The 25,074-nt window shown below is 60.9% G+C and carries 19 protein-coding genes; 12 read left to right on the top strand and 7 right to left on the bottom strand.

Translation table 11 applies throughout. The features are described from left to right. Positions 1-25 precede the first annotated feature (25 nt). Together C266_RS07005 and C266_RS07000 are read left to right on the top strand one after the other, a co-directional pair. Positions 26-1,453: a DUF1254 domain-containing protein gene (locus C266_RS07005; RefSeq protein ID WP_036661910.1), complete on the top strand. Its 1,428-nt coding sequence runs from the start codon at positions 26-28 to the stop codon at positions 1,451-1,453. Next, the gene (locus C266_RS07000) at positions 1,450-2,505 is read left to right on the top strand and encodes a DUF1254 domain-containing protein (RefSeq protein WP_010805408.1); all 1,056 of its coding nucleotides are present in this window, start codon (positions 1,450-1,452) and stop codon (positions 2,503-2,505) included. Before C266_RS07005 ends, C266_RS07000 begins: the two co-directional genes overlap by 4 nt. Before the next feature lie 239 nt (positions 2,506-2,744). On the opposite strand, the gene C266_RS06995 is transcribed toward C266_RS07000, so the two are convergent. The 7 genes from C266_RS06995 to C266_RS06965 form a co-directional block, all read right to left on the bottom strand. Further along, a complete protein-coding gene (locus tag C266_RS06995; RefSeq protein WP_036661909.1) occupies positions 2,745-4,391 on the bottom strand; it encodes a fatty acid--CoA ligase in 1,647 nt (548 codons plus the stop codon). A gap of 146 nt (positions 4,392-4,537) precedes the next feature. Next, on the bottom strand, positions 4,538-5,389 hold the full coding sequence (locus tag C266_RS06990; RefSeq protein ID WP_010805406.1) for a 3-hydroxybutyryl-CoA dehydrogenase: 852 nt from the start codon (positions 5,387-5,389) through the stop codon (positions 4,538-4,540). Between the two features lie 40 nt (positions 5,390-5,429). Then, positions 5,430-6,617 (bottom strand): beta-ketothiolase BktB, encoded by a 1,188-nt coding sequence (gene bktB / locus C266_RS06985; RefSeq protein ID WP_010805405.1) that lies wholly within the window; start codon positions 6,615-6,617, stop codon positions 5,430-5,432. 62 nt (positions 6,618-6,679) lie between these two features. Then, the gene (locus C266_RS06980; RefSeq protein WP_010805404.1) at positions 6,680-8,356 is read right to left on the bottom strand and encodes an electron transfer flavoprotein-ubiquinone oxidoreductase; all 1,677 of its coding nucleotides are present in this window, start codon (positions 8,354-8,356) and stop codon (positions 6,680-6,682) included. A 14-nt stretch (positions 8,357-8,370) separates the two neighbouring features. Continuing rightward, positions 8,371-10,176 carry an acyl-CoA dehydrogenase gene (locus tag C266_RS06975; RefSeq protein WP_010805403.1) on the bottom strand — a complete coding sequence of 602 codons (1,806 nt, stop codon included), beginning with the start codon at positions 10,174-10,176 and terminating at the stop codon, positions 8,371-8,373. Between the two features lie 227 nt (positions 10,177-10,403). Then, positions 10,404-11,435, bottom strand: coding sequence for an AraC family transcriptional regulator (locus C266_RS06970; RefSeq protein WP_010805402.1), 1,032 nt, complete (start codon positions 11,433-11,435; stop codon positions 10,404-10,406). 117 nt (positions 11,436-11,552) lie between these two features. After that, entirely contained in the window at positions 11,553-13,241 is a 1,689-nt protein-coding gene (locus C266_RS06965) for an acyl-CoA synthetase (RefSeq protein ID WP_010805401.1), read from the bottom strand. 627 nt (positions 13,242-13,868) lie between these two features. Here C266_RS06965 and C266_RS06960 point away from each other — a divergent pair. From C266_RS06960 to C266_RS06915, 10 genes are all read left to right on the top strand, one after another. After that, positions 13,869-15,266 (top strand): GntP family permease, encoded by a 1,398-nt coding sequence (locus C266_RS06960; protein ID WP_010805400.1) that lies wholly within the window; start codon positions 13,869-13,871, stop codon positions 15,264-15,266. A gap of 272 nt (positions 15,267-15,538) precedes the next feature. Beyond that, positions 15,539-16,918 (top strand): FAD-binding oxidoreductase, encoded by a 1,380-nt coding sequence (locus tag C266_RS06955; RefSeq protein ID WP_010805399.1) that lies wholly within the window; start codon positions 15,539-15,541, stop codon positions 16,916-16,918. Positions 16,919-17,695: 777 nt separating this feature from the next. Continuing rightward, on the top strand, positions 17,696-17,974 hold the full coding sequence (locus C266_RS06950) for a hypothetical protein (RefSeq protein ID WP_144265737.1): 279 nt from the start codon (positions 17,696-17,698) through the stop codon (positions 17,972-17,974). 48 nt (positions 17,975-18,022) lie between these two features. Then, positions 18,023-18,850, top strand: coding sequence for an AraC family transcriptional regulator (locus C266_RS06945; RefSeq protein ID WP_010805397.1), 828 nt, complete (start codon positions 18,023-18,025; stop codon positions 18,848-18,850). A gap of 76 nt (positions 18,851-18,926) precedes the next feature. Then, positions 18,927-19,352, top strand: a complete 426-nt coding sequence (locus C266_RS06940) for a cupin domain-containing protein (protein ID WP_010805396.1) — start codon at positions 18,927-18,929, stop codon at positions 19,350-19,352. Between the two features lie 70 nt (positions 19,353-19,422). Then, positions 19,423-20,334 carry a LysR family transcriptional regulator gene (locus tag C266_RS26090; protein ID WP_010805395.1) on the top strand — a complete coding sequence of 304 codons (912 nt, stop codon included), beginning with the start codon at positions 19,423-19,425 and terminating at the stop codon, positions 20,332-20,334. A 258-nt stretch (positions 20,335-20,592) separates the two neighbouring features. Beyond that, a complete protein-coding gene (locus tag C266_RS06930) occupies positions 20,593-21,735 on the top strand; it encodes a porin (protein WP_010805394.1) in 1,143 nt (380 codons plus the stop codon). Between the two features lie 34 nt (positions 21,736-21,769). Then, positions 21,770-23,167 carry an MFS transporter gene (locus tag C266_RS06925; protein ID WP_051126175.1) on the top strand — a complete coding sequence of 466 codons (1,398 nt, stop codon included), beginning with the start codon at positions 21,770-21,772 and terminating at the stop codon, positions 23,165-23,167. 33 nt (positions 23,168-23,200) lie between these two features. After that, entirely contained in the window at positions 23,201-23,881 is a 681-nt protein-coding gene (locus C266_RS26085; protein ID WP_010805392.1) for a DUF4286 family protein, read from the top strand. Positions 23,882-23,925: 44 nt separating this feature from the next. Then, positions 23,926-24,954, top strand: a complete 1,029-nt coding sequence (locus C266_RS06915) for an NAD(P)-dependent sugar dehydrogenase (RefSeq protein WP_010805391.1) — start codon at positions 23,926-23,928, stop codon at positions 24,952-24,954. The last annotated feature ends 120 nt before the right edge of the window (positions 24,955-25,074 follow it).

Genomic DNA, 25,074 nt, shown 5'->3' with positions numbered 1-25,074 from the left:
GTGTTGAAGAAAAGGGAGATTCACGATGAGCAATAGACTCCGGCACACGTTGTCCGCGCTTGCCGTTCTGGCAGGGATATCTTTTCTGGGATTGGAGGCGATGGGTAGCGCACATGCCGCTAGCAGCCTATCGCACGATGAAGCGCGAGCAATTGCCAGGGAAGCGACGATCTACGGCTTCCCGCTCGTCGACAGCTACCGCATCCAGTACTCGTACTTCGTCGATCGCGGCAATCCAGAGTACAAGGCGCCTTGGAATACGCTGAATAATGTGGCGCGCGTCTTTACGCCCGACGACAAGGCGATCCAGACGCCCAACTCGGATACACCGTATTCATTTCTTGGCGCCGATCTCAGGGCCGAGCCCCTCGTTATCACTGTCCCCGCCGTCGAGAAGGACCGCTATTACTCCCTGCAGTTCATCGACATGTATACGCACAATTTTGCCTATGTTGGCAGTCGAGCGACCGGAAACGAGGCGGGAAGCTTTCTGCTCGCCGGTCCACGGTGGAAGGGCGATGCTCCCAAGGGGCTCAAGGGGGTGATCCGCTCCGAGACCGACTTCGATTTTGTGCTCTATCGAACGCAGCTCAAAAACGCTGCCGACGTTGAGGCCGTGAAAGCCGTTCAGGCAGGCTACAAAGTGCAGACCTTGTCACAGTTCCTCGGCAAGCCATCCAAAACTGTCCCAGACGTTGCCTTCCTGAAGCCGCTCACCGCCGAGGAGCAGCGCACATCGCCCGAGTTCTTCAACCTTCTGAACTTCGTTCTTCAATTCTGTCCGACGCATGCGAGCGAAATCGATCTGATGGCCCGTTTTGCCAAGCTCGGCATCGGCGGCGGCAAGAGGTTTGACTTGCAGGCGCTTTCCCCCGACATCCGTCAGGCTGTCCTGGAGGGAATGGCCGATGCCTGGAGGGACTTTGCCGAGTTCAAGAAGAACGAGATCGACACGGGCAAGAGACCGAGCAGCGACGCTTTCGGCACTCGTGAGTTTTTGAAGAACGACTACATGGTCCGCATGTCCGGAGCCGTTCTCGGCATCTATGGAAACAGTAAAGAGGAGGCGCTCTATCCTGCCTACTTCACAGACGTCAATGGACAACTGCTCGATGCGACTCGTCAGCGCTATACGCTGCGCCTGGCGCCGGGCGAGTTGCCGCCCGCGAACGCATTCTGGTCGGTGACGATGTACGAGCTGCCGTCGAGCCTGCTCAGCGCCAATCCTCTCAACCGGTATCTCATCAACTCGCCGATGCTTCCTCAGCTCAAGAAAGATGCTGACGGCGGCATAACCCTTTACTTGCAGCATGAAACGCCCGGCAAGGACAAGGAAGCGAACTGGCTGCCCGCGCCGAAGGGGCCGTTCTGGACTGTCATGCGCATCTACTGGCCCAAGCCCGAGGCGTTAGACGGGCGGTGGAAATCCCCTGTGCTCGAACTCGCGAAATGATAAACACCAAGGAACTCATGATGACAAAATCTTTGTTGATGCTGATGCTGACTCTCGCGGCTAGCTTCCCGGCCATGGCTGATACTGGGCCATCATCGCCTTCAGGGGCCATTCAGGTTTCGCCGGACAACTTCATTCGTGCGGAATCGGATCTGTACTTCGCCGGCATCGTCAAGAGCGGTGGTTTCGGCAAGTTCGATCATACGCGTGAGCCAGCGCCGATCGACAAGCAGACTGTCATCCGCCTCAATCGCGATACGCTCTATTCTTCCGCCGTGTTCGATCTCGACGCCGGTCCAGTGACGGTCACGCTGCCCAAAGCCGGTGATCGATTCATGTCGATGCAGGTGTTTGACGAAGACCAATATACCCACGGCGTCCACTACAAGGCCGGCTCATACACGCTGACGAGAAAAGCGATCGGCACACGCTACGTGGCGGTAGCGGTGCGCACTCTGGTCGACCCTTCCAACCCTGAGGATGTCAAACAGGTTCATGCGCTTCAGGACGCGATCAAAGTTGAGCAAAAGGCTCAGGGACAGTTCGAGATTCCTAACTGGGACCAGGCCAGCCAGAAAAAGGTGCGCGACGCACTGTTGGTTCTTGCGACGACGCTGACTGATACAAAACGCATGTATGGCAGCAAGAACGAGGTCGATCCGGTTCGTTATCTCATCGGCACTGCGATGGGCTGGGGCGCTAATCCGCCGAGTGAGGCGCTCTATCTCAACATCACCCCATCCAAGAACGATGGCACCACGATCTACAAGCTCAATGTCAGGGACGTGCCGGTCGACGGTTTCTGGTCGGTCAGCGTCTACAACGCGCAAGGCTACTATGAGCCCAACGACCTCAATGCTTATTCACTGAACAGCATCACGGCGAAGAAAGGCGGCGACGGCACCGTCGCGATTCAATTCGGTGGTTGCAACGGCAAGATCGCCAACTGCCTTCCGATCATGAAGGGGTGGAACTACATGGTCCGCCTCTATCGGCCGCGCGCGGCGATCCTCAACGGCGCTTGGACGTTTCCCGAAGCCTCGCCGCAGTGAATTGAGCCGGTAGGCATATCACCTGTGTACGGAAGCGTGGCGCTTCACTGTGCTCTTGTGTTTGCCGCATTGGGAAGAGCTCGCTTCACAGAATGGCAACCGCGATATGATCGTTCTGAGTAAAACAGTGTAGATGTAACGCTCATCCTTATCGGTCGTGACTGAGCAAGTAAGAAAAAAGCCCTTGAAATTCAAGGGCTTTTTCGTTTTGTGACTGTCGTCGGCCTCACACTGATCGGTCAGACGAACTGTTCGCGCATCGCCTTCTTGTTCAACTTGCCGACACTGGTCCTTTGCAGCGAGTCGACGAACCTGATGAATTGCGGCACCGCGTATTTTGAGATTTCTCCAGTCGCGACAATCGCAAGCAGGTGCCGCCTGATCTCTTCATCGTCGACGGGGCCCGCGTCCTTCTTCAATACGACCAGCGCGACCGGCCGCTCACCCCACTTCTCGTCCTTGATGCCGAACACCGCCACCTCGGAGACCGCAGGGTGCCGAGAGATCAGGTTTTCGATTTCGAGCGACGACACCCATTCACCGCCCGACTTGATTACGTCCTTGAGTCGATCGGTAATCTGCACGTAGCCAGCCGGGTCGATGCTGGCGATATCCTGAGTATGCAGATACCCGCCCTCCCATAGCTGCTCCGATGCTTCCGGATTGTGAAGGTAACTTTGCGTGAGCCATGGCGCGCGCACCACCACTTCGCCGAAGGCCTTGCCATCGTGCGGGAGGTCTGCCATCGCGTCATCGACAATCCGCAGATCGACCAGAGGAACGGGAAGGCCGGTTTTGCAGCGCAGACGAATCTCCTCGTCCTCATCGAGTGGGCCAAGGTCGGGCTTGATCTGCGCCAGCGTGAGGATCGGGCCGGTTTCCGACATGCCGTAGCCCGTAAAAACATCGATGCCACGCTCGAACGCGGCCCTCGCCAGGCCCTGTGTCAATGCACTTCCGCCAACGATGACTTTCCACCGGCTGAAGTCGACTGTCTTCGCTTCGGGGCAGTTCAGCAGCATGTGCAGGATCGTGCCGACGCAGTGCGAAAAAGTCACGCCCTCGTCACGGATGAGCCCCACAAGCCGGTCGGGCGCATAGCGCCCCGGGTAGATCTGCTTCAGCCCCAAGACCGTTGCGACGTAGGGCATGCCCCACGCATGAACATGGAACATGGGGGTGATCGGCATGTAGACATCACCACGATGAAGCCGTTGACCGGAGGCCGGACTTGCCAACCCGGCCATCACGCTGATCGTGTGAAGTACCAGTTGCCGATGAGAAAAATGCACCCCCTTGGGTTGCCCCGTGGTTCCGGTCGTGTAAAACGTGGTGGCGCGCGTGTTTTCGTCGAAATCCGGGAACGAATAATGCGTATCGCTCGCCGCGAGCATGCGCTCGTACTCCGTCGTGAACGGAATCGTGTGTGTCGTGAGAGCGTCGTCGTCTTCGTCGATGAGAACGAAGGTGTGGACGGATTTCAGTTGATCTTTGATCGCATCGATCACCGGCAGGAAATCGGTATGGACCAGAAGCACTTCGGCGCCGGCGTGATTGATCGTGAACGCGATTTCCGCGTTGGACAGTCGTACATTGACCGTCTGCAGTACCGCTCCCATCATCGGGATAGCAAAATAACATTCCAGATAGCGATGGCTATCCCAGTCCATTACGCCGACGGTACTGCCATGCCGGACGCCTAGCTCGGCAAGGGCGTTAGCGAGTCTGGAGATGCGCTCGTTCATCGTCCGGTACGTCATTCGCTGTTGGCCCCGGTAAACAATCTCCTGCTCCGGGGCGTGAGCCAGCGGCGTACGCAAAAGCTGCTTGATCAGCAAGGGATAGGCGTATGCCGAGGGGGTGCCGTTCGTCAACTCGTCCTGCATCATTGTCTCCTGAATCTGATGTTGGTTTTATCCCATCTCGTCCCAGTCTACCAAGCCAGCGATGATCGATTCGCGCCTGGCTGCCCATTTGGCAAAGGCGTCAGACCTGCCATCGAGCGGGCACCCTCCTGATGCCCGCTCGATATTCAGTCGTAACGATAGACACCCTGACCTGTCTTGCGCCCGAGCCGTCCCGCCGCCACGAACTCGCGCAGCAGCGGCGCCGGCCGATACTTCGGGTCTCCGAAGTCGTTCAGAAACACTTCCATGACGGACAGGCAGACGTCGAGTCCGACCAGATCCGCGAGCGCGAGCGGGCCGATCGGCTGATTCGCGCCAAGCTTCATTCCCGCGTCGATTTCATCGGCGCTCGCAATGCCTTCGGCAAGTACGAAGAAGGCCTCATTGATCATCGGCACCAGGATACGGTTCACCACGAACCCGGGTGAATTCCTGACGACAATCGGCGTCTTTCCGAGACGCTTTGTCAACTCGCTAATCGCGTCGGCAGTGGCGTCGCTCGTCTGCAGCCCGCGAATGATCTCGACGAGCGGCATCAGCGGCGCCGGGTTGAAGAAGTGCATTCCGATGAAACGCGAAGCGTCGCTCAGACTCGCCGCCAACGCCGTGACCGAGATCGACGAGGTATTCGTCGCAATGATGGCGCCGGGACGCGCCACCGATTCGATCTGCCCCAGAATTCGGTGCTTCAGGGCGACATTTTCCGTTGCGGCTTCGATGACGAGATCGGCATCCGACAGTTGCTGATAGTCCGTCGAGAACCTGACTCGCGCGAGCGCAGCGCTCCGGGCTTCCGAGTCGAGTTTGTCTTTCGAGACGAGCCGATCGAGATTGCTTTTCAGCAGTGCGAGCCCGTTCGTCAAGGCCGCCTCGGCGACATCGATCACGATGACATTCCATCCGGCGGTAGCGGCAGTCTGCGCGATGCCATTGCCCATCGTACCCGCACCGACAATTCCTATCGTCCCAATTTCCATAATCGCTCTCAGTGGCTGGCGTTGCGGTTTCGTGCGCAACTTATTGAAGATTCTCAAAGATTGCGGCGATACCCTGGCCTCCGCCAATACACATCGTGACGAGTGCGTAGCGTCCGCTCACGCGCCTGAGTTCATGCAGTGCCTTGACAGTAATCAGCGCGCCCGTCGCGCCGATCGGATGGCCCAGCGAGATGCCCGAGCCGTTCGGATTCACTTTCGCCGGGTCGAACCCAAGCTCCTGCGCCACCGCGCAGGCCTGTGCTGCAAAGGCCTCGTTGGCTTCGATCACGTCGAGATCGCCTACGGTGAGTCCTGCACGCTCGAGCGCGATGCGCGTCGCGGGTACGGGGCCGATGCCCATGTAGAGCGGGTCGACGCCGGCATGCGCGTAGGACACCAGGCGCGCCAGCGGCTTCAGACCTCGCGCCTCCGCCGTCTTGCGCTCCATCAACAGGACGGCGGCAGCGGCGTCGTTGATGCCGGAGGCGTTGCCAGCCGTCACTGTCCCGTTTTCCTTCTGGAATATCGGGCGCAGCTCCGCAAGCTCGGTCTGTTCGACGTCCTGGCGCACATGTTCATCGGTATCGAATACGACTTCCTTGCCTCGCACGCGTCGGGTCACCGGAACAATCTGCTCCTTGAAGCGGCCCTCGGCGATGGCACGCGAGGCGCGGCGGTGCGATTCGATCGCGAGGGCATCCTGTTGCTCTCGCGTGATGCTGTACTGTCGCGCGACGTTCTCCGCGGTGACTCCCATATGCACCCGTTGGAACGGGTCGTGCAACGCGCCCAACATCATGTCGATCAGTTGCACGTTGCCCATGCGCGCGCCGAAGCGAGTGTCGGGCGTAATGTACGGCGCCCGGCTCATGTTCTCGGCGCCGCCACCGATTGCAATGTCGGCGTCACCCAGCAGAATGGACTGCGCAGCGCAGACGACTGCCTGCAGCCCGGACCCGCAGAGGCGGTTGACATTGAAAGCAGGCGTTGCTTCCGAGATGCCGCCATCGAGTGCCGCGACGCGCGCCAGATACAGGTCTCTCGGCTCGGTGGCGACAACGTTGCCGAACACGACGTGGCCGACGTCGGCGCCCGCCACTTTCGATCGCGCGAGTACCTCGCGCACCACGATCGCACCCAGTTCGGTCGGTGGGAGGTCTTTCAGACTACCGCCGAACTTACCGATAGCCGTGCGAACACCACCGACGACAACGACTTCTCTTTGCATTTCTTGTGTCTCCCAATGGACGCCGGACGTGCCTCACGCTATGAAGCACGCTCGGGGTTCAATTACATGTTGGAATAGTTGGGGCCGCCGCCCCCCTCAGGTGCGACCCAAACGATGTTCTGGCTTGGATCCTTGATGTCGCATGTTTTGCAGTGGAGGCAGTTCTGCGCGTTGATGACGAGTTGCTCGCCACCGCTGTCCTGCTTCACATACTCGTAGACGCCAGCAGGGCAGTAGCGCGATTCGGGCCCCGCATAAGTCCGCCAATTCACGTTCAGCGCCACCGCCGGATCCTTAAGCGTCAGATGCGCCGGCTGATTTTCTTCGTGATTGGTGTTGGAGATGAACACCGAGGACAATCTGTCGAAGGTGAGCTTGCCGTCAGGTTTCGGGTATTCGATCGGCTTGCACTGCGAGGCCGGTTTCAGCGTCTCGTGATCCGAATGCTGGTGGTGCAGCGTCCACGGGACGTTGCCGCGCAACACCTTTTGCTCGATACCGACCATCAGCGTGCCCAGGTACAGACCTTTGCTCATCCATTGCTTGAAATTTCGGGCGCGGTGCAGCTCGGCGTACAGCCAGGAATTCCTGAACGCCTCGGGATAGGCCGTAAGCTCATCGCCTTTACGCCCTGCCTGTAATGCCTCAAATGCCGCGTCGGCAGCCAACATGCCCGACTTGATCGCTGCATGTGATCCCTTGATACGCGATGCGTTCAGGAAGCCCGCGTCGTCACCGACGAGTGCGCCCCCGGAGAACACCAGCTTCGGCAAGGACATCAGGCCGCCCGCAGTCATCGCGCGCGCGCCGTAAGACAGACGTTTACCGCCTTCGAGCACCTTGCGGATTTCCGGATGCGTCTTGTACCGCTGGAACTCCTCGAATGGCGACAGATACGGATTCGAATACCCCAGGCCCACGACGAAGCCGACTACCACCTGACAATCGTTCATGTGGTAGAGAAACGAGCCGCCGTACGTGTCGTTCTCGAGTGGCCAGCCGGCCGTGTGCATGACCAGGCCCGGCGTATGCTTCGACGGTTCGATCTCCCACACTTCCTTGATGCCGATGCCATAGACCTGAGGATCTGCGTTATCGCTCAGCTTGAATTTCTCGTTCAGTTGACGGCCCAACTGCCCGCGTGCGCCCTCACAGAAGAGGGTGTATTTCGCGTGTAACTCCATGCCGAGCTGGAAGTTCTCCGTCGGCTTGCCGTCCTTGCCGATGCCCAGATTGCCGGTCGCAACGCCTTTGACTGCCCCGTCGTCATCGAACAGCACTTCGGCGGCCGCAAAGCCGGCGAAGATCTCGACACCGAGCCCTTCGGCCTGTTGCCCCAGCCACCGCGTCACATTGGCCAACGAAACGACATAGTTGCCGTGATTCCTGAAGTTGTCCGGAAGTGCCCAGGCGGGCACCCCCGTCGAACCGGCTTCGGTGAGAAACAGGAACTTGTCCTCGGTGACCTCCACCGATAGCGGCGCCCCTTTCTCCTTCCAGTCGGGGATGAGTTCGGTCATGGCGCGTGGGTCCATGACGGCGCCAGACAGGATGTGAGCCCCGATCTCCGAGCCCTTCTCCAGAACGCACACGGACAACTCGACGCCGTTCTCGGCAGACAACTGCTTGAGGCGGATCGCCGCGGATAGTCCGGCCGGCCCACCGCCGACAATCACGACGTCATAATCCATCGACTCGCGTGCGCCAGCCTGTTCGATCGCGCTTGCTGTGCTGAGCATGTCCAACCCCTGCGTCAGAACTGGTCGTCGGTCAACGCCAACGCACCTTCGTTGCCGTCGTGGGCGCCAACGATGGCGGCTTCCAGTGCAGTGGCGAGCGGCAGGATCTGCGTCGCGAAGCAATGGGCGGTTGCCGCCTTGGCGTCATAGAACGAGGGATCGTCGTTGCGCTTGTCCGTGGCGACGAGCAACGCCCGGGCAAACTGCCATCCGGACAGCACGATGCCGGCCAGCTTCAGATACGCCACGCTGCCGGCAAATACGGCGTTGGGATCGTCCTTGGCGTGCGTGAGTACGTAGTCGACAACGTTTGCGAGCGATTCGCGCCCGGCCCCAAGCCGCTTGTGGAGCGTCTGGAACGCCGCGCTCGATTCGTACGACTTGTGCTCCCACAATGCCGCGAGGGTCTCGTCGATTTTTGCGAGCAGCACCTTGACGACAGCACCGCCGTCACGCAACGTCTTCCGGCCGACGAGGTCATTGGCCTGAATCGCCGTTGTGCCTTCATAAATGGCGAGGATTCGCGCGTCGCGAAGATGCTGCGCGGCGCCCGTTTCCTCGATATAGCCCATGCCGCCATGCACTTGCACACCAAGGCTGGCGACCTCGTTTGCCAACTCGGTGCTCCATCCCTTCACCACGGGCACGAGGTATTCGTAGATTGCCTGATGGTCGGCCTGCACCGACGCATCGGTATGACGGTGACCGATGTCGCTGTGCGCTGCCGCGACGTAGGCGAGCGCCCGGGCACCTTCCGTGAGCGCACGCATGGTAGCGAGCATCCGGCGCACGTCAGGGTGTTTGATGATGCTCAGCGGCGCTTTCGACGAGCCGTCTACGGCACGCCCTTGCACGCGGTCTTTCGCATAGGCCACGGCCCGCTGATATGCGCGGTCGGCCACGGCAATGCCTTGCACGCCGACACCGAAACGTGCCGCATTCATCATGATGAACATGTATTCGAGGCCGCGGTTGGCTTCCCCGACCAGATAGCCGAGGGCCCCACCGTGATCGCCGAACTGGAGCACCGCCGTCGGACTCGCCTTGATGCCCAGCTTATGCTCGATGGACACGCAATGCACGTCGTTACGGGCACCCAGCGAGCCGTCTTCGTTGACGACGAATTTCGGCACGATGAAAAGCGACAGGCCTTTTACGCCCTCGGGGGCGCCGGGCAGGCGAGCGAGTACGAGATGCACGATGTTGCTGGCCATGTCGTGCTCGCCCCACGAGATGAAGATCTTCGTGCCGAAGATATGGTAGTTGCCGTCGCCGATCGGTTCGGCACGCGTGCGCACCAGCGCGAGGTCCGAACCCGCCTGCGGCTCCGTCAGGTTCATCGTGCCGGTCCATTCGCCCGAAATCAGCTTCGGCACGTAGCGTTCCTTCTGCGCCTGGCTGCCGGCAATGAGCAACGCCTCGATGGCCCCGTCGGTCAGCACCGGGCACAACGCCAGCGACAGGTTCGCGGCATTGAGCATTTCAACGCAGGCGGTCGCGATCAGTTTGGGCAGTCCCTGACCGCCGTACTCGGCCGGGTGGACAACGCCCTGCCAGCCGCCGTTCACGAACTGAGAAAAGGCTTCCTTGAAGCCGGGCGTCGCGGTGACAACGCCGTCCTTGAAACGACTGGGGTTGATATCACCCTCGACGTTCAGCGGCGCGATGACGTTGGCGTTGAAGCGGGCCGCCTCGTCGAGCACGGCCTGGGCGCAATCTGGCCCGGCGTCCTCGAAGCCGGGAAGCGCCGCTACGCGCTCGAGATCGGCCAGTTCCTGCATGGCAAAGAGCATTTCCTTGACGGGTGCGATATAGCTCATTCTGGTGCTTTTCCAGTGGACGGTAGTGAAGAGGCCTGCCATGACACCGGAACGCTGAGATCCTGCACGGCAACTATCGAGCAGATCGTAGCGGCGATCGTCGAGAATCCCGATAACCAAACCGGACCATCTATTGACAATTTCGGCCACGAGTCGACCGGGGAGGGCTCCCCGGCAGGACCGGAATACGGGGTGTAGCCAGCCGTCTCGCCGGCAGTGGCCGTCGATCAGGCCCTGGGCGGGCGGGCCGCAACGGGCCTGTGTGCAGCGTGCCGATACTCGCCCGGCGTGCTGCCGGTCCACTGGCGGAACGCGCGATGGAACGCAGTGGGGTCGTCAAAGCCGACATCGGCGGCGATCGCCGCAATCGCATCCTGGGTTTCGGTGAGACGCCGGATTGCAATATCCCGTCGCAACTCGTTCTTGAGCGTCTGGAACGCCGAGCCTTCGGCGGACAGCCGCCGGCAAAGCGTGCGCACCGAGCAGTTGAGGACTTGGGCAACGTCATCGATGGACGGCATATCGGGAAGTCGCGAGGCAAGACAATCCCTGACCCGATGGCTCGTGAGTTGCTCGTCGAAGGCCACGAATATCCAATCCTCTGGCGCTCGCGCGAGAAACTTGCGCAGGTCGGCCTTGCGCTGACGCACGCGCATATCGAAATAGGAAGCGCTGAAGCGCATGCGTGTCTGCTTGCAGTCGAACTGCGCCGGTCCCGGGAAGAGATAAAGGTAATCGACGGCGTGAGGAGGCCGCTCAAACGCGAATTCCACCTGCAGAAGCGGGATCTTTTGACCGATGAGCCACGAACCCACACCATGCGCGAGCTTCAGCATCAACTGCTGGCCCAGGGCGCTGACGCCGGCGGGCCCTGCGCGCAACGCAATTTCGGCCACGGGGCCGACGCGAGACGACGCAAATCGAAAGTCGTCGAGAATCAGATGCATGAACTGGCCGAAGCGGTGCATTGCCGTTTCGAGGTTGGGCGCATCGAGCAGGCTGAGGCACAGATACTTCAGGGTGCCATTACGCAGAGGCCGCGCGAAGATACCCGGCATTTCATCGTCGAACTCGATCGCAAGTGCGCGGTAAAGCGTTGAGAATTGCGATTCCGTGACACGCGCCCCGGGCTCGGTCAGCAGGGCGTCGGAGATACCTGCCGCTTCGAGGTATTGCCTGACGACATCCGGCGGCGCGCCGACGCCGTCGAGGAAACCCCGAACGAGTGAGATGGGTACGGTGGCGCTCAGTGAATGCATTGCCGTGATGGGGTTGATGTCGCGTGCGTGCGACGCTCGCCTGAATCGGGCGCAAAGGACGCCGGCCTGAGTCTTCTGGGGCTCAGGCCGGTTTTCTTGCTGTGAAGCTCCGATGCGTCAAACCTTGCGCTCAGGGGAGGTGCGCGGCATTCCGGCGGCACTATCTCCGGCAAGATCGATCGCGGATGCAGATTGCACGCGTGCACGCAATTCGTACTTCTGGATCTTCCCTGTCGACGTTTTCGGCAGTTCGCCAAACTCCACCCGTTTCGGCACCTTGAACGCTGCGAGATGCTCTCTGCAGTGCTTGATGATGTCCTCGGTAGTCGCCGTTGCGCCGGCTTTGAGTTCGACGAATGCGCAAGGAACTTCGCCCCACTTTGCATCGGGCATTGCAACGACTGCCGCAACGGAAACGGAAGGGTGGCGGTAAAGCACGTCCTCCACTTCTATGCTGGAAATGTTTTCCCCGCCGGAAATGATGATGTCTTTGCTTCGGTCTCTAATGCGTATATAGCCATCCGGAGACATGACGCCGAGGTCCCCTGTATGAAACCATCCGCCGAAAAAGGCTTCGTCGGTGGCTTTCGGGTTCTTCAGATACCCTTTCATACAGATGTTGCCGCGAAACATGATTTCGCCAATGGTCTCGCCGTCCGGAGGGACGGCTTCCAACGTAGCGGGGTCGCGTACCGTAACCGCGGCCTGCAGGTGATACCGTACGCCTTGCCGGGCATTGAGCGCGGCTTGGGCATCGTCATCCAGTGCCGACCACGACGCTTGCTTCGCGCATACCGACGCCGGACCATAGACCTCGGTCAGTCCGTAGACATGGGTCACATCGACCCCGATGTCGTTCAGCTTTGCTATCACCGCGGGTGACGGCGGCGCGCCGGCAACCATCGTCGCTACGCGATGGCCGATACCGTGCCGAAGTTCCGCCGGCGCGTTTGCGAGCGAACTCTGAACGATCGGCGCACCGCAATAGTGGGTCACCTTCTCGCGACGTATCAACTCGAAAACCTGATTTGCATCAAATCTTCTCAAGCAAACGTTGACACCTGCACGTGCAGCGACCGTCCAGGGAAAGCACCAGCCGTTGCAGTGGAACATCGGCAGCGTCCACAGATAGACAGCGTGCTTCGGGAGATCCCATTCGAGGATGTTCGAAACGGCATTCAGATACGCGCCGCGATGGTGGTACACGACGCCTTTGGGATCTCCGGTGGTTCCGGACGTGTAGTTGAGCGCAATCGCGTCCCACTCGTGTGCAGGCGGAGACCAGGCAAAATCCGGGTCGCCCCCGTCCAGGAAAGTCGGGTAGTCGACGGCAGAGGCGAACGCCGAGGGGTCCGCCGGCATGGCATCTGCAACGCTGACGATGCGCAGCGCCGGAAACTCTGCTGCGGCGGCCCGTGCGACTTGCGAGTATTCGGTGTCGACGATCAGAACCTTCGCCTCGCCGTGTCGCAACATGAACAGGATGGTTTGCACATCCAGCCGGGTGTTCAGCGTATTCAGCACCGCTCCTGCCATCGGCACGCCGAAATGGGCTTCGACCATCTCGGGAATATTGGGGAGGAGAACCGCCACCGTATCGCCGGTTCCGATCCCTGCGCGCCGCAGTGCACTGGCGAGGCGTCGCGTCCGTGCATACGTTTCGGCCCACGTGCGACGAGTGTCGCCATACACCACGGCGAGCCTGTCACCGTACACGTCAGCGGCTCTGGCGATGAAATCAATCGGAGTCAGGGGGACGTAGTTTGCTTCCCGGCGCTCAAGGCCCGCGTCGTACATCGTTTCCATTCGGTGTCTTCTCCACTGGTATCAGTGCCCGCTAGGCAGGCGTGATCGTTGCGTTTTCTTGTGCTGGATTCGCTGGGCTTGAGCGTAGCACATGAGACATATGGGTTGCCACGCGATGGATTGGCGATTTTCGGGATTGCCCGATTTCTGCCTGGGCGACGGCTAGATGTGCTGGTTACGAGGGGAGCGAGTGCTGGAGATACTTGGAGCCGTCTGCGGTGCGGCGATCATCTCAACCCTCGAAACAAGCAGTCTTCCAACGTGGCTATCGCCATTCGTTTCCCTGCCAACATCAATCCCAATATGTGGGATATATAGTCATATATTGACATTTTCGCCTTGCGGCTTCTATTATGCGTCCACTGAAAAATTGTGACCGCGAGCGCAGACGTTGCGGAACAAGGTTGTTCAGTGCCTAGGCAGTCGAGTTAAAGAGCATCGGTACGGACTCGACGATCAAGGATGCACACAATAGAAAGAAATCGGATGTGGCGGCGGTTATGGTAATCGCTACGGAATCCGAATTAATTGAGCGCGCCGTCTCCCTTTGTGTGGCCTACGCATTCTGGCGAACCTGGCTCAGAGACTCTGTGCGCGCTCATACAAAAAAATCAGGAGTCAATTCAAATGGCAGTACTTGTCATTGTCGCCGTTCTGGCCTTTCTTGTTTTCATGGCCTACCGTGGACATAGCGTCATTATTTTTGCGCCGATCGCGGCGCTCATCGCTGTTTTGCTGACAGAACCCCAGGCGGTTGGGCCGGCTTTCTCCGGCATATTTCTGGCGAAAGTGTCCACATTCATCAAGCTATTTTTCCCTGTATTCCTGCTAGGCGCCCTGTTTGGCAAAGTCATTGAGCTTTCGGGGAACGCCCGTGCCATCAGCGCCTCGATTGTGCGTCTCGTGGGTGGCCATCGGGCGATGCTCGTGATCGTTCTTGTTTGCGCGCTCCTAACTTACGGCGGCGTATCCCTGAACGTAGTGGTGTTCGCTGTTTACCCATTCGCCGCCGAGCTTTTCCGTCAAGGGGGAATCCCGAAGCGCCTGATGCCGGGCACGATCGCGTTGGGGGCATTTACGTTCACGATGGACTCCCTGCCTGGTAGTCCGCAGGTGCAGAACATCATTCCCATTTCGTTTTTTCATACGACCACTTGGGCCGCTCCGCGCCTGGGAACGCTTGGCGGCGTGTTGATCTTCATCACCGGCATGCTCTATCTCGAGTACCGTCGACGCGCGGCGGCCAAAGCCGGGGAAGGGTATGGCGCTGGACATATCAATGAGCCTGAACCGACCCAGACCGGGGAAGAACTGCCGAACGTCTGGTTGGCGTTATTGCCGCTTGTGCTGGTGTGCACCCTCAATTTCGCATTCTCGAAGCTGATTCCGTTGGCGTACTCGGATGGGCACTATTCGCTCAGCCTCGCCGGGCTGCCCCAGGCGCTTCCGATTGACGTGCGTGCCGAGTCCGCACTGTGGGCCGTCGAGGGCGCTCTGGTCGTGGGTATTCTCACCGTACTAGCCACTGGCTGGCGCAAGATTGTTCCTCAGTTCATGGTGCGCTCGCAGCAGGCCATCAATGGGGCGCTGCTTGCCGCGATGAACAGTGCGTCGGAGTTCGGCTTCGGCGCAATCATGGCGGCGTTACCCGGTTTCGTTGTTGCCGCGAAGGCACTTCAGACGATCCCCAGCCCGCTTTTTAACCTGGGCATCTCGGTGACCGTACTCGCAGCGCTTACCGGGTCGGCTATCGCGGGCTTAAGTATCGCGCTTGGCGCGATGGCGGATACGTTCGTGCAGTTGGCACACTCATCGGGGATTCCATTGGAAGTGTTCCATCGGATCGCATCCATGGCGAGCGGGGGAATGGATACGTTACCGCACAACGGTGCCGTTATCACGCTGCTCACTGTGTGCGGACTCTCGCATCGCCAGTCGTATCGGGACATCTTTGCCATTACTCTGATTAAGACGATGGCAGCTTGCGCGGCGATTCTGATCTTCTACACGACAGGGCTCGTGTGATCGTGTGAGCCTGGTGGAGGGCTCTCACGTTCGCCTGAGTGGAGGCCTTCGCTGGCCCGGGTCTCGTGAGGCTTGGGCCGACGCGGCGCCCAGGAGCTTTTTCAGTTCCCGGGCCCGTCTTGCTTTTCGCCGTCACTTCGCCCACGGGAACCGCGATTCCTATCCTGCTTTGAGCCCATAAGCCCGTTTGAATGCGACCCAACACAGCCGACATGGGAGTCGGTTTTAACTTGGGGGGCGTGGCTAGCCGTGCCAAAACTTAGGAGGAAATTTTGAACAAACTGGAAAATCAGTCAGGAAGTGTTGCGCCGGTCGATCTGCCGGGAACGCTGAGCGATGCCGCCGAGATTGAAAAGTACTGCACCGACTGGAGTGGTCTGCGCGGCGGCCGCCCTGCAATCGTGTACCGGCCGCGCAGCAGTCTGGATGTCGCGCGTATCGTGCAACACCACAGTGGTGACTTGCAGCGCATCACGATTCAGGGCGGGCTTACTGGTCTGGCCGGGGGCGCTGTGCCCGACGACGGGGATATCGTCATCTCTATGGAGCGCTTGGATCAGATCGAGGAGTTCGACGCCATCGGCGGTACGGTTACGGTTCAGGCTGGCGTTGTCCTCTCGCGTCTCGCGGAGACAGTCGAGGCGCAGGACTGGTACTTCCCGCTCGATATTGGCGCCAGGGGAAGCTGCCAGATCGGCGGCAACATCGCGACCAATGCGGGCGGCAATCGTGTGCTTCGCTACGGTCCGATGCGCGACCTCGTTCTCGGCGTCGAGGTTGTGTTGGCCGACGGCAGGGTTGTTTCGATGATGAACCGTCTGCTTAAGAACAATACGGGGCCGGATCTGAAGCACTTGTTCATTGGCACCGAAGGCACGTTTGGCATTGTCACTAGAGCGGTTCTGCGCCTCTTCCCTAAGCCGGAGGTGCGGCGCAGCGCCTTATGTGCGCTATCGTCATTTGTGCAGGTTACGGCGCTTCTAAAGGCTGCGCGAGGACGCTTGCCGGGGCTGTCATCCTTCGAAGTCATGTGGGACGACTTTTTGCGGGCTTCAACGCGGGAGCTTGGGCGCTCGATGCCGTTCGCGGATGATCACAACGTCTACGTGCTCGTCGAGGCGGAAGGTGGCACGGCACCTCAGATGCAGGAACTCTTCGAGGGGTTCTTTGGTGAAATGATCGAGGAAAGCGTTGTTTCCGATGTCATCGTGGCACAGAGTCAGGCACAGTCCAATGCACTGTGGGAGATCCGTGACGGAATCGGAGAGTTGCTCAAGTCGCTCTCCCCATTCGTGTCCTTCGATGTCGGTATTCCTCTACGGGTGACGGGTGAGTATGTGGAGCGTGTACGCAATCTGTTAGAGACGGCCTTTCCCGCAGCCTCCCATCTATTCTTCGGTCATCTGGGCGACGGCAACCTGCATATCGTGACCGGACCGCATGTGAGCGAAGCTGATCAGTTGCGGGCGGATGAGATCGTGTACCGGCTTGTCGAGGAGGTGGGCGGCAGCATTTCTGCGGAGCACGGCATCGGCCGCATAAAGAAGCCCTTTCTCCACATTAGTCGAAGCGGCATCGAACGAGAGTTAATGGCGAAACTGAAAGCGACGCTTGACCCCGCGCAAGTCCTCAATGCAGGGCGCATTCTCTAAAGGAACTCAGCAGGGGGCGAGTCCGTCTTGTGCCGGTGGGTTGGGCAGCTTCAGCTCGAACATCGGGGGGGCGCGATCACAAGCGCGTTTGTCGTGAGCGTCGGGAGACCGGGCTGACGGCGCGGCGGCGTCGCCTGCGCCATGGCGTAATGATCAAGCACGAACCGCTGGCTTTGCCTCGTGCACCCAACGAGGTTTAGTCAAGCGATTTCGTGACGTACGCCATATTGCCTCCGACGCCATTTACATCATCTTCGACACCGACACCGACACCGACATAGCGTGGCGTACGAAGGACGTGCAGGGATGGGGATTGGCACTGGCGTCGCGAAATACGCACCTGGCGCATAGGTGGCGGACAAGCAAGAAATTCGGAAGTCGGGAGCGCGTTACAGAGACCGAGAAGATCGACGCTGTATCGACAAACGTCGGACTTGGTGTTCGGTTCCCTACCTATGCGCGTCTTTCCCCACGCCGCGAAACACATCGCTTCGAGCGATATCGGCGCATCGTCAGGCCGATTTCGTCCACGCTGGTGCCTGGGCGCACCCCTTTCGTGTTGCTTCCGAAAAGCGGAAGTAACCGAATTCTCTTCTGAATTGTTCCTGGATTTTTAGACTTCTACAGTCGGTTTACCGGGATGCGCCAACGCTGCGCTACCGAGACGACATCAAAAACTCCAAAGACAGGCCATACGCATGCTCCCCACAATAGGTCGCGTGGCCTTGCGCGAACACCACGCGCAGGCAGGCCTGGAATGACGGAACTGGCCAATACCTGATTTCCGGCCTCGCCGTGGGCTGCATCTACGGCCTCGTCGCGATTGGATTTACCGCCGTCTACAACGCGACCCACATATTCAACTTCGCGCAAGGCGAGACGGCGATGCTCGCCGCCGCCGGCCTCATTGCGGCAGGCGTACCACTCATCGTCGCGCAGCTGCTCGCCGTCGCGTTCGCCGCCCTCGTCGACGCCGGTATCGAGCGAGTCGCTATCCGCCCTATCGGCAACGATGTGACGCGCGGTATCATCATCACGAATTGCGACCGCGACTGAGCGGGCGTGCCGCAACGCGACATTTCCGGCCAACCAGGGAAATACATCATGAACCGACAAGCGCAGCGCTCATCCTCCGACTGGGTGAGGCGTGCCGAGCCGATAGAAGGCGTCGAGCGGATCGAGGCGTGGTTTCATGGCAAGGCGTACGCCATGCATCGCCATGACACCTATGCGATTGGCCGCACGCTCGCGGGTGTCCAGAGTTTCAGCTACCGGCGCAGCGGGCGAAACAGCTTGCCCGGCAACACGATGGTATTGCACCCCGACGAGGCTCACGATGGCCAGGCGGGCACCGACGAAGGGTTCCGGTACCGGATGATCTACGTTGAACCCGCGCTCTTTCAGGACGTGCTCGGTGGACGTGCGCTGCCGTTCGTCGAGGGCGGCGTGACAACCGATCCGCGCCTTGCGGCGGCGACGGCAACGTTGCTGCAGCACGTCGGCTTTACGCTCGAGCCGCTCGAACAGAGCGATGCGCTCGCCGAACTGGCGCACGCGCTTGTCGCTATTGCCGGCATGCCCGCACGACGCCCGAAAGGCGACTTCCTTGCGGCGCGGCGCGCACGCGACTATCTGCACACGAACTGCGCGCGCGTCGTCACGCTCGACGAACTCGAAATGGCGACGGGCCGCGACCGCTGGAGCCTGTCGCACGATTTTCGCGCGTTCTACGGCACGAGCCCATACCGTTATCTGACGATGCGGCGCCTCGATGCGGTGCGCCGCATGCTGCTCGGCGGCGCTTCGCTCGCTCATGCCGCTGTGGCTGCGGGTTTTGCCGATCAGAGTCACATGACGCGGCATTTCGCGAGGACATTCGGGCTGACGCCGGGACGCTGGCTCCACATTGCGGGCGGCGTCAAGCGTCGCTGAACACCCACGATCGTTCAATACGGCCGCAATTTGCATGCGTATCGTTCGGGGCATCAACCCCTGAACGGAGAGAACGATGTCCCAATCCCCGAACCACACCACCGTGCCGGCCGAGCGAGGCCAAGGCCAGACCATCGACCTGATCGGCAAGCTTGCGCAGATCGACGGTCACTGGCAACCGCGCGTTGTCGCTGAAATGAACGACTATCAGTTCAAGGTCGTGAAGGTCGAGGGCGATTTTCTGTGGCACCGGCACGCCGACACCGACGAAACCTTCATCGTGCTCGAAGGCGAATTGCGCATCGATTTTCGCGCATGGCCTTCGGGCGACAGTTCCATCGTGCTGCGTGCCGGTCAGATGGCGGTGGTGCCAAAAGATGTCGAACACAGGACTTGTGCAGACGCAGAAGCGAAGCTGCTGCTGGTCGAACCGCGAGGTGTGGTGAACACGGGAGACGGTCCAACGGGCGGGCGTACCGTCGAGAACGACCAGTGGATTTAAAGCAGGTTTTGTTGCCTGAGCGCCGCCCTCGATACAATTCACCTCCATCAGCGCAAAGAGGTGGGGAGCGATGGATAGTGTAGAAAACGTGCGAGCCTTCCTCGCCGTGGTCGAGATGGGCAGCTTTACGGCGGCGGCGCGCCGGCTCGACGTCTCGGCGCCGGTGGTGACAAAGCGGGTCAGTGCGCTGGAAAAGGAACTCGATGTTCTGCTCTTCCAACGCACCACGCGCAGCCTGACGCTCACGTCCTCCGGACGCGACATGCTGGGTAGCGCCCGCGACTTCCTGAGCGCCTACGAACGCCTGGCCGAGCGCGCCGCGGTCGATGACCGCTCGCTCGGCGGCCGTTTGCGCGTCAAGGCTCCGGCATCGTTCACTAACCACTTCCTCGGCAAGCTCCTCAACGAGTTTTTCCTCTCCCATCCCAAGGCCAGCATCGAACTTCAACTGACAAACCGTGCCGTCGACCCGGTGCTGGAGAACTTCGACTTCGTGATCACCGGCCTGCCCGTCACCTACGATGGTGTCGAGGAATTTCCGTTGTGTCCGTTCAAGCGCCATGTCTACGCGTCACCCGGCTATCTGGCGCAGCACGGCACGCCCGGGCACCCGTCAGACTTGCCGGGGCATCGGTGTTTGCTCTATTCGTATCAAAGCACCGTGCGCACATGGACGTTTACCGATGCCCGTGCGGGCGACATTCAGGTGAGCGTCGACGGGGGCTTTGCGACCAACGATATCGACGCCATGCACAACGCCTGCCTGGACGGCATGGGCGTGGCGATTCTCCCGCGCTATCGGGCCAACGACAGCGTGCAGGCAGGACGCCTCGTGCAGCTACTTCCCGGGTTCGGACTGCCTGACTACTGGATCAAGGTGCTGCGTCCGGCCAACCATCACAACCCCAAGCTGTTTCACGCGCTGCTGGATTTCCTCGTTACCGGACTCGCCAGACTCGAACAGCAGGGCACTTACCTGTGACTTGCACGTCGGCGGTTTCGATTGTCGAACCGTCGCCAACGTTAGGCGCCGAAAATTCGCGATTATTTCCGAATCGCGTGTTCTGAACTTCCACTTCGCCTCTATATCGCTGGGCCGCGTTCGCCCATTATTCTCGCCAGCCGATGCGCGGTATGCCAGACGCCCGGCACCAAGGAGAGACCGCCCGCCGCGTCAATGCACAGGACAGACGCGCCGGGCGCGAACGAACAAAAAACAAGAGAGATACAGGAGACAACCGTGAAGCACTGGATCGCCTGCCTGCCGCTTGCGGCATGCTCGCTGAGCGCGTTCGCGCAAAGCAACGTGACTATCTACGGCGCCGTCGACGCCGCCATGACCTACGTGAACAACAGCGGCGGAAAGTCGGCCTGGCAGGCTGCCAGCGGCGGGCGCGCAGGCGACAAGTTCGGGTTTAGCGGTGTGGAGGATCTCGGTGGCGGGGTGTCCGCGATCTTCACGCTCGAAGCCGGCTTCAACATCATGAACGGCGTTGCACAACCGGCGAACACGCTGTTCGGCCGGCAGGCGTTCGTCGGCCTGTCTGACAAACGGCTGGGCACGCTTACGATTGGCCATCAGTATTCGATGACCAACGACTACTTCGTGCCGCTGTCGACCTCGTTCATGTTTGCGGGGGGACTCGGCGCGACGTTGGGCGACATCGACGGTTCGTGGAATTACAACAAGATCAACAACGTCATCAAGTACGAGAGCCAGACCTATGGTGGGTTGAAGTTCAGTACGATGTTCTCGTTCGGCAACGTCGCAGGCAACTTCGCGAAAGACCGGACTTACGGCGTTGGCGCCTCGTACACGAGCGGCGGGCTGCAAATCGCCGGCGCCTACATGAATATGCGTACCCCAGGCACATCGATCTTCGGCGCAGCAACCGCAGCGCAGCCGGGGGCAGCCTATTCGAACCCGGTCACCAACCCGATCTTCCAGAACTACGTCACGGCCACGAGCCAGCAGGTCGTCGGTGGCGGCGCGAAATACACGTGGGGCAACTCGCAGGTATCGGCCATGTATGAGAACGTGCGTTTTCTCGATATCGTGCGCACGGCAGCCAACCCGCTGGCGCCGCCCAACGCCGTCTTCAACAACTACCAGATCAACTACGGATACTCGTTCTCCCCCCGCACGATGGCGGGTGTCGGCTACCAATACAGCTTCGCGCCGGGCGGACACTATCAGTCCGTCGAAGGCGGGGCTGCCTACAATTTCTCAAAGACGACGTACCTCTACGGCATTCTCGTCTGGCAACACGCGAGCGGGCGCGACTCGACGGGCAATGTGGCCGTGGCCGACATCTTTGGCCTGACGGCGTCCACTACCCCCAACCAGTTGGCCGTGCGCGTGGGTTTGCGCAAGGTGTTCTGAGCCTCATCGACACATCGACGGAATCTGAACTCGCATGCCAAACACCCTCGCATCTCCGAATGCTCCAGCGTCGCTGGATCTGCAATCCTTTCTCGACGGGCGCCGAATGTCGGGCCTGCAGTGGCGCGTCGTCGTGCTGTGCTTTCTGATCGTTGCCATTGACGGCATCGACATCGGGCTGGCGGCATATATTGCGCCCGCCGTACGCCGCGAGTGGGGCCTGTCGGTCGCGGAACTCTCGCCGATTTTCGTCTCTGCGCTGCTGGGCATGATGGCCGGCTCGCTCCTGTTCGGACCGCTGGCCGACCGGCGCGGACGCCGCTTCGTGTTGCTGGCGTCGGTTGCCACGTTCGGTCTCGCGACACTCGCTACCCTGTTCGCGACCAACGTCACCGAACTCTCCATCCTGCGCTTTATCGCCGGTGCGGGTATCGGCGGCGCTTCGCCGGCGTCCGTCACACTCACGGCCGAGTACGCGTCGGGCAAGCGCAAGCTGTCCATCATCACGCTGATGATGTGCGGCAATTCGATGGGCTCCGCCTTCGGTGGCGTGGTCGCCTCGCAGATCATCGAACGGCACGGCTGGCACGCCATGGTGCTCGTGGGCGGGGTGCTGCCACTGCTGCTGTTGCCTGTCCTGTGGATGGCGTTGCCCGAGTCGATGCGTTTTCTTGCGCTACGCCGTCCTCATGAGCAGAACCGCCTGCGCGCACTGGGGCGCCAGATCGCCCCGGATGTCGTCACATCGCAGACCACGTTCGTCGCACGTGAGACGAAGCAAAGCCGCTCGCCCGTACGCGAGTTGATGGTGGCACCCTACGCACGCGGTACCTTGCTGCTGTGGGCGGCCTTCTTCATGGGGCTTTCGGTGCTGTACCTGATGGCCAGTTGGCTGCCGACCATCATTACGAATTCCGGCGGCTCGATGCGCAACGCCGCACTCATTACTGCGCTATGGTCCATTGGCGGCACGACGGGCGGTCTGCTGCTGGGGCGCGTGATGGACAGCGCGCGACCGGCATGGGTGCTGGGCGCGGCATACGCCGTGGCCTTCGTGACTGTGATCTGCATTGGCCGCGCCTTCGGCAACGCCGCTGTGCTGGCGCCGCTCGTGTACATCGCCGGTGTATGCATCAGCGGCACGCAGGTCGGTCTGAATGGTCTGGCGGCGACCTACTACCCCACGGCGAATCGGGCCACGGGCGTGGCGTGGGCGACCGGCATCGGCCGCTTCGGCTCGATACTTGGCTCCAGCCTCGGTGGTGTACTGCTCGGCTCGGGCATGGCCTATCCGGTACTGTTTCTGATCGTGGGCGTGCCCGCGTTGCTTGCTGCCTTGTGCATGTTCGCGATGCCCGCGTCCCGGCGCGAACCGGCATCGGCGGTGGCATCGGCACCGGCGTTGACGCCTGGAAACCCCGGTACCCGCTGATCGATCCTTTCTCGACTATTGGATAAACGACTCATGGCATTTCCCGGACCGGCGTTTCTCGCGCTCTGGAATGACGTCACGCCGCAGCATGCGAAGGAATATAACCGCTGGCATACGCGCGAACATGTGCCGGAGCGCGTCGGCATCGACGGCTTCATTGAAGGGCGCCGCTATCGGCATGCCCGGCCGGGGCAGCGGGAGTATTTCACGGCTTACGGCGCGGTGTCGCCCGAAGTGTTCCGTTCGCTGGCCTATCTGAACGTGATCGACGCGCCGACGCCGTGGTCTGCCAATATGCGCTCGACGTTGACCCATGTGCTGCGCGCCCCGTGCCGGACGCTGGCGTCGACGGGAGGCGGCACGGGCGGTGCACTCGCGTGCGTGCGAATCCATGCGTCGGCTGCCGCAGCGGTTGCGGCATTGCCGTTAGTTCAAGCGTGTGCTGCGCTTGACGGGGCCGTCGCTGCCCATTTGGGCGAAGTCTTCGAGGCGCAGCCGAGCGCATTTGCGCGCTGGAAGGCATCGGATATGCCCACGCATGTGCTGCTCGTCGAGACGGAGGACATTGCGGCAGCAGGGGCGCTGAGCGAGCGCATCGCATCGCTCGTTGTCGATGCCCTGCCGGTCTCGTCGCCACCCGGTGTCGACGTGTATTCACTGATCTTCGCGATCCGTCACGACGACGTCGACATCTCGCTGCGCCGCACACAATAACCGCGCACCCCGACGCAACAACACAAGATTACCGGAGCCCCCTGATGAAAGCGCTTCAGAAAACCACCGCTGCCTTCGGCCTCGAATGGCGCGATGTCCCCGAACCGGGACAACCCGGCGCGCACGATGTGATCGTGGAAGTGACTGCCGCCGGCATTTGTGGCAGCGACGTGCATATCTACGACTGGTCGGGCGGCTACGACTTCTTGCGAGCGGCGTTCCCGGTGACGTTGGGCCACGAATTTGCGGGTCGTGTCGCAACGCTTGGCGCTGAGGTCAGCACGCTCCAGCGCGGCGACGCCGTCGTCGTCATCCCCTCGGTCGAGTGCGGTGTGTGCGAGTACTGCGTTTCCGGGCGCGTCGATGAGTGCCGCGAGCGCCGGGGCATCGGCATGATGCGCGACGGCGCATTTGCCAGCCGTGTGCGCGTGCCTGCCCGCAATTGCCTGACGTTGCCGCCCGGCATGGACGCGGGTGTCGCGTCGCTGGCGGAGCCGCTGTCCATCGGTATGTCCGCCGTCAAGACGGCAGAAGTGCACGCAGGAGATCGCGTACTGGTGATGGGGCCGGGCACGATCGGTCAGGCCATTGCGGTGCTGGCGAAGGCACGCGGCGCCCGGGTGGCGCTGGTCGGGCACGACGATGCCGAGCGTCTCGCGACGGCGCGCGCACTGGGTATCGAAGCCACGCTGGATCTCGACGGTGCTCCGGAAGGGGCCATGCGCACGCTACTGGGCGAGAACGAATACGACATCGTCATTGAAGCGACGGGCGTCGGCGCGGCGGTTCAAGCCGGGCTCGACGTGCTGCGTCCTTCAGGCGTGTTCGTGGTGTGCGGCATTCACGGCAAGCCCATCAGTTTCGATGGTGCGAAGCTCGTGCGCTTGCGGCACCAGATTCGCGGCACCTACCGCGCAACACGCGCGACGTGGCAGGAAGTGCGTGATTTTCTGGTGGAGAATCACGCGGCGCTCGGGCCGATGGTCACGCACCGGTTGCCGCTCGCACAGGCCATCGAGGGCTTCGAGATGGCACGCAACAAGATCGGATCGAAGATCGTGCTGGTTCCGTGACAGCGCATGACCGAAGCCGACGACCAGCAGACCGGTCGTCGCGGCGGCGCTCAGGAACGTCACGATAACTGCGGCAGGCGGATCGCGGTTCGATTCCTCGGACAGACGAGCGTCGATCGG

This window comes from Pandoraea sp. SD6-2 (genome assembly GCF_000389825.1).
Taxonomy (GTDB): Bacteria; Pseudomonadota; Gammaproteobacteria; order Burkholderiales; family Burkholderiaceae; genus Pandoraea; species Pandoraea communis.
This window is presented reverse-complemented; position numbering and strand designations above follow the sequence as displayed.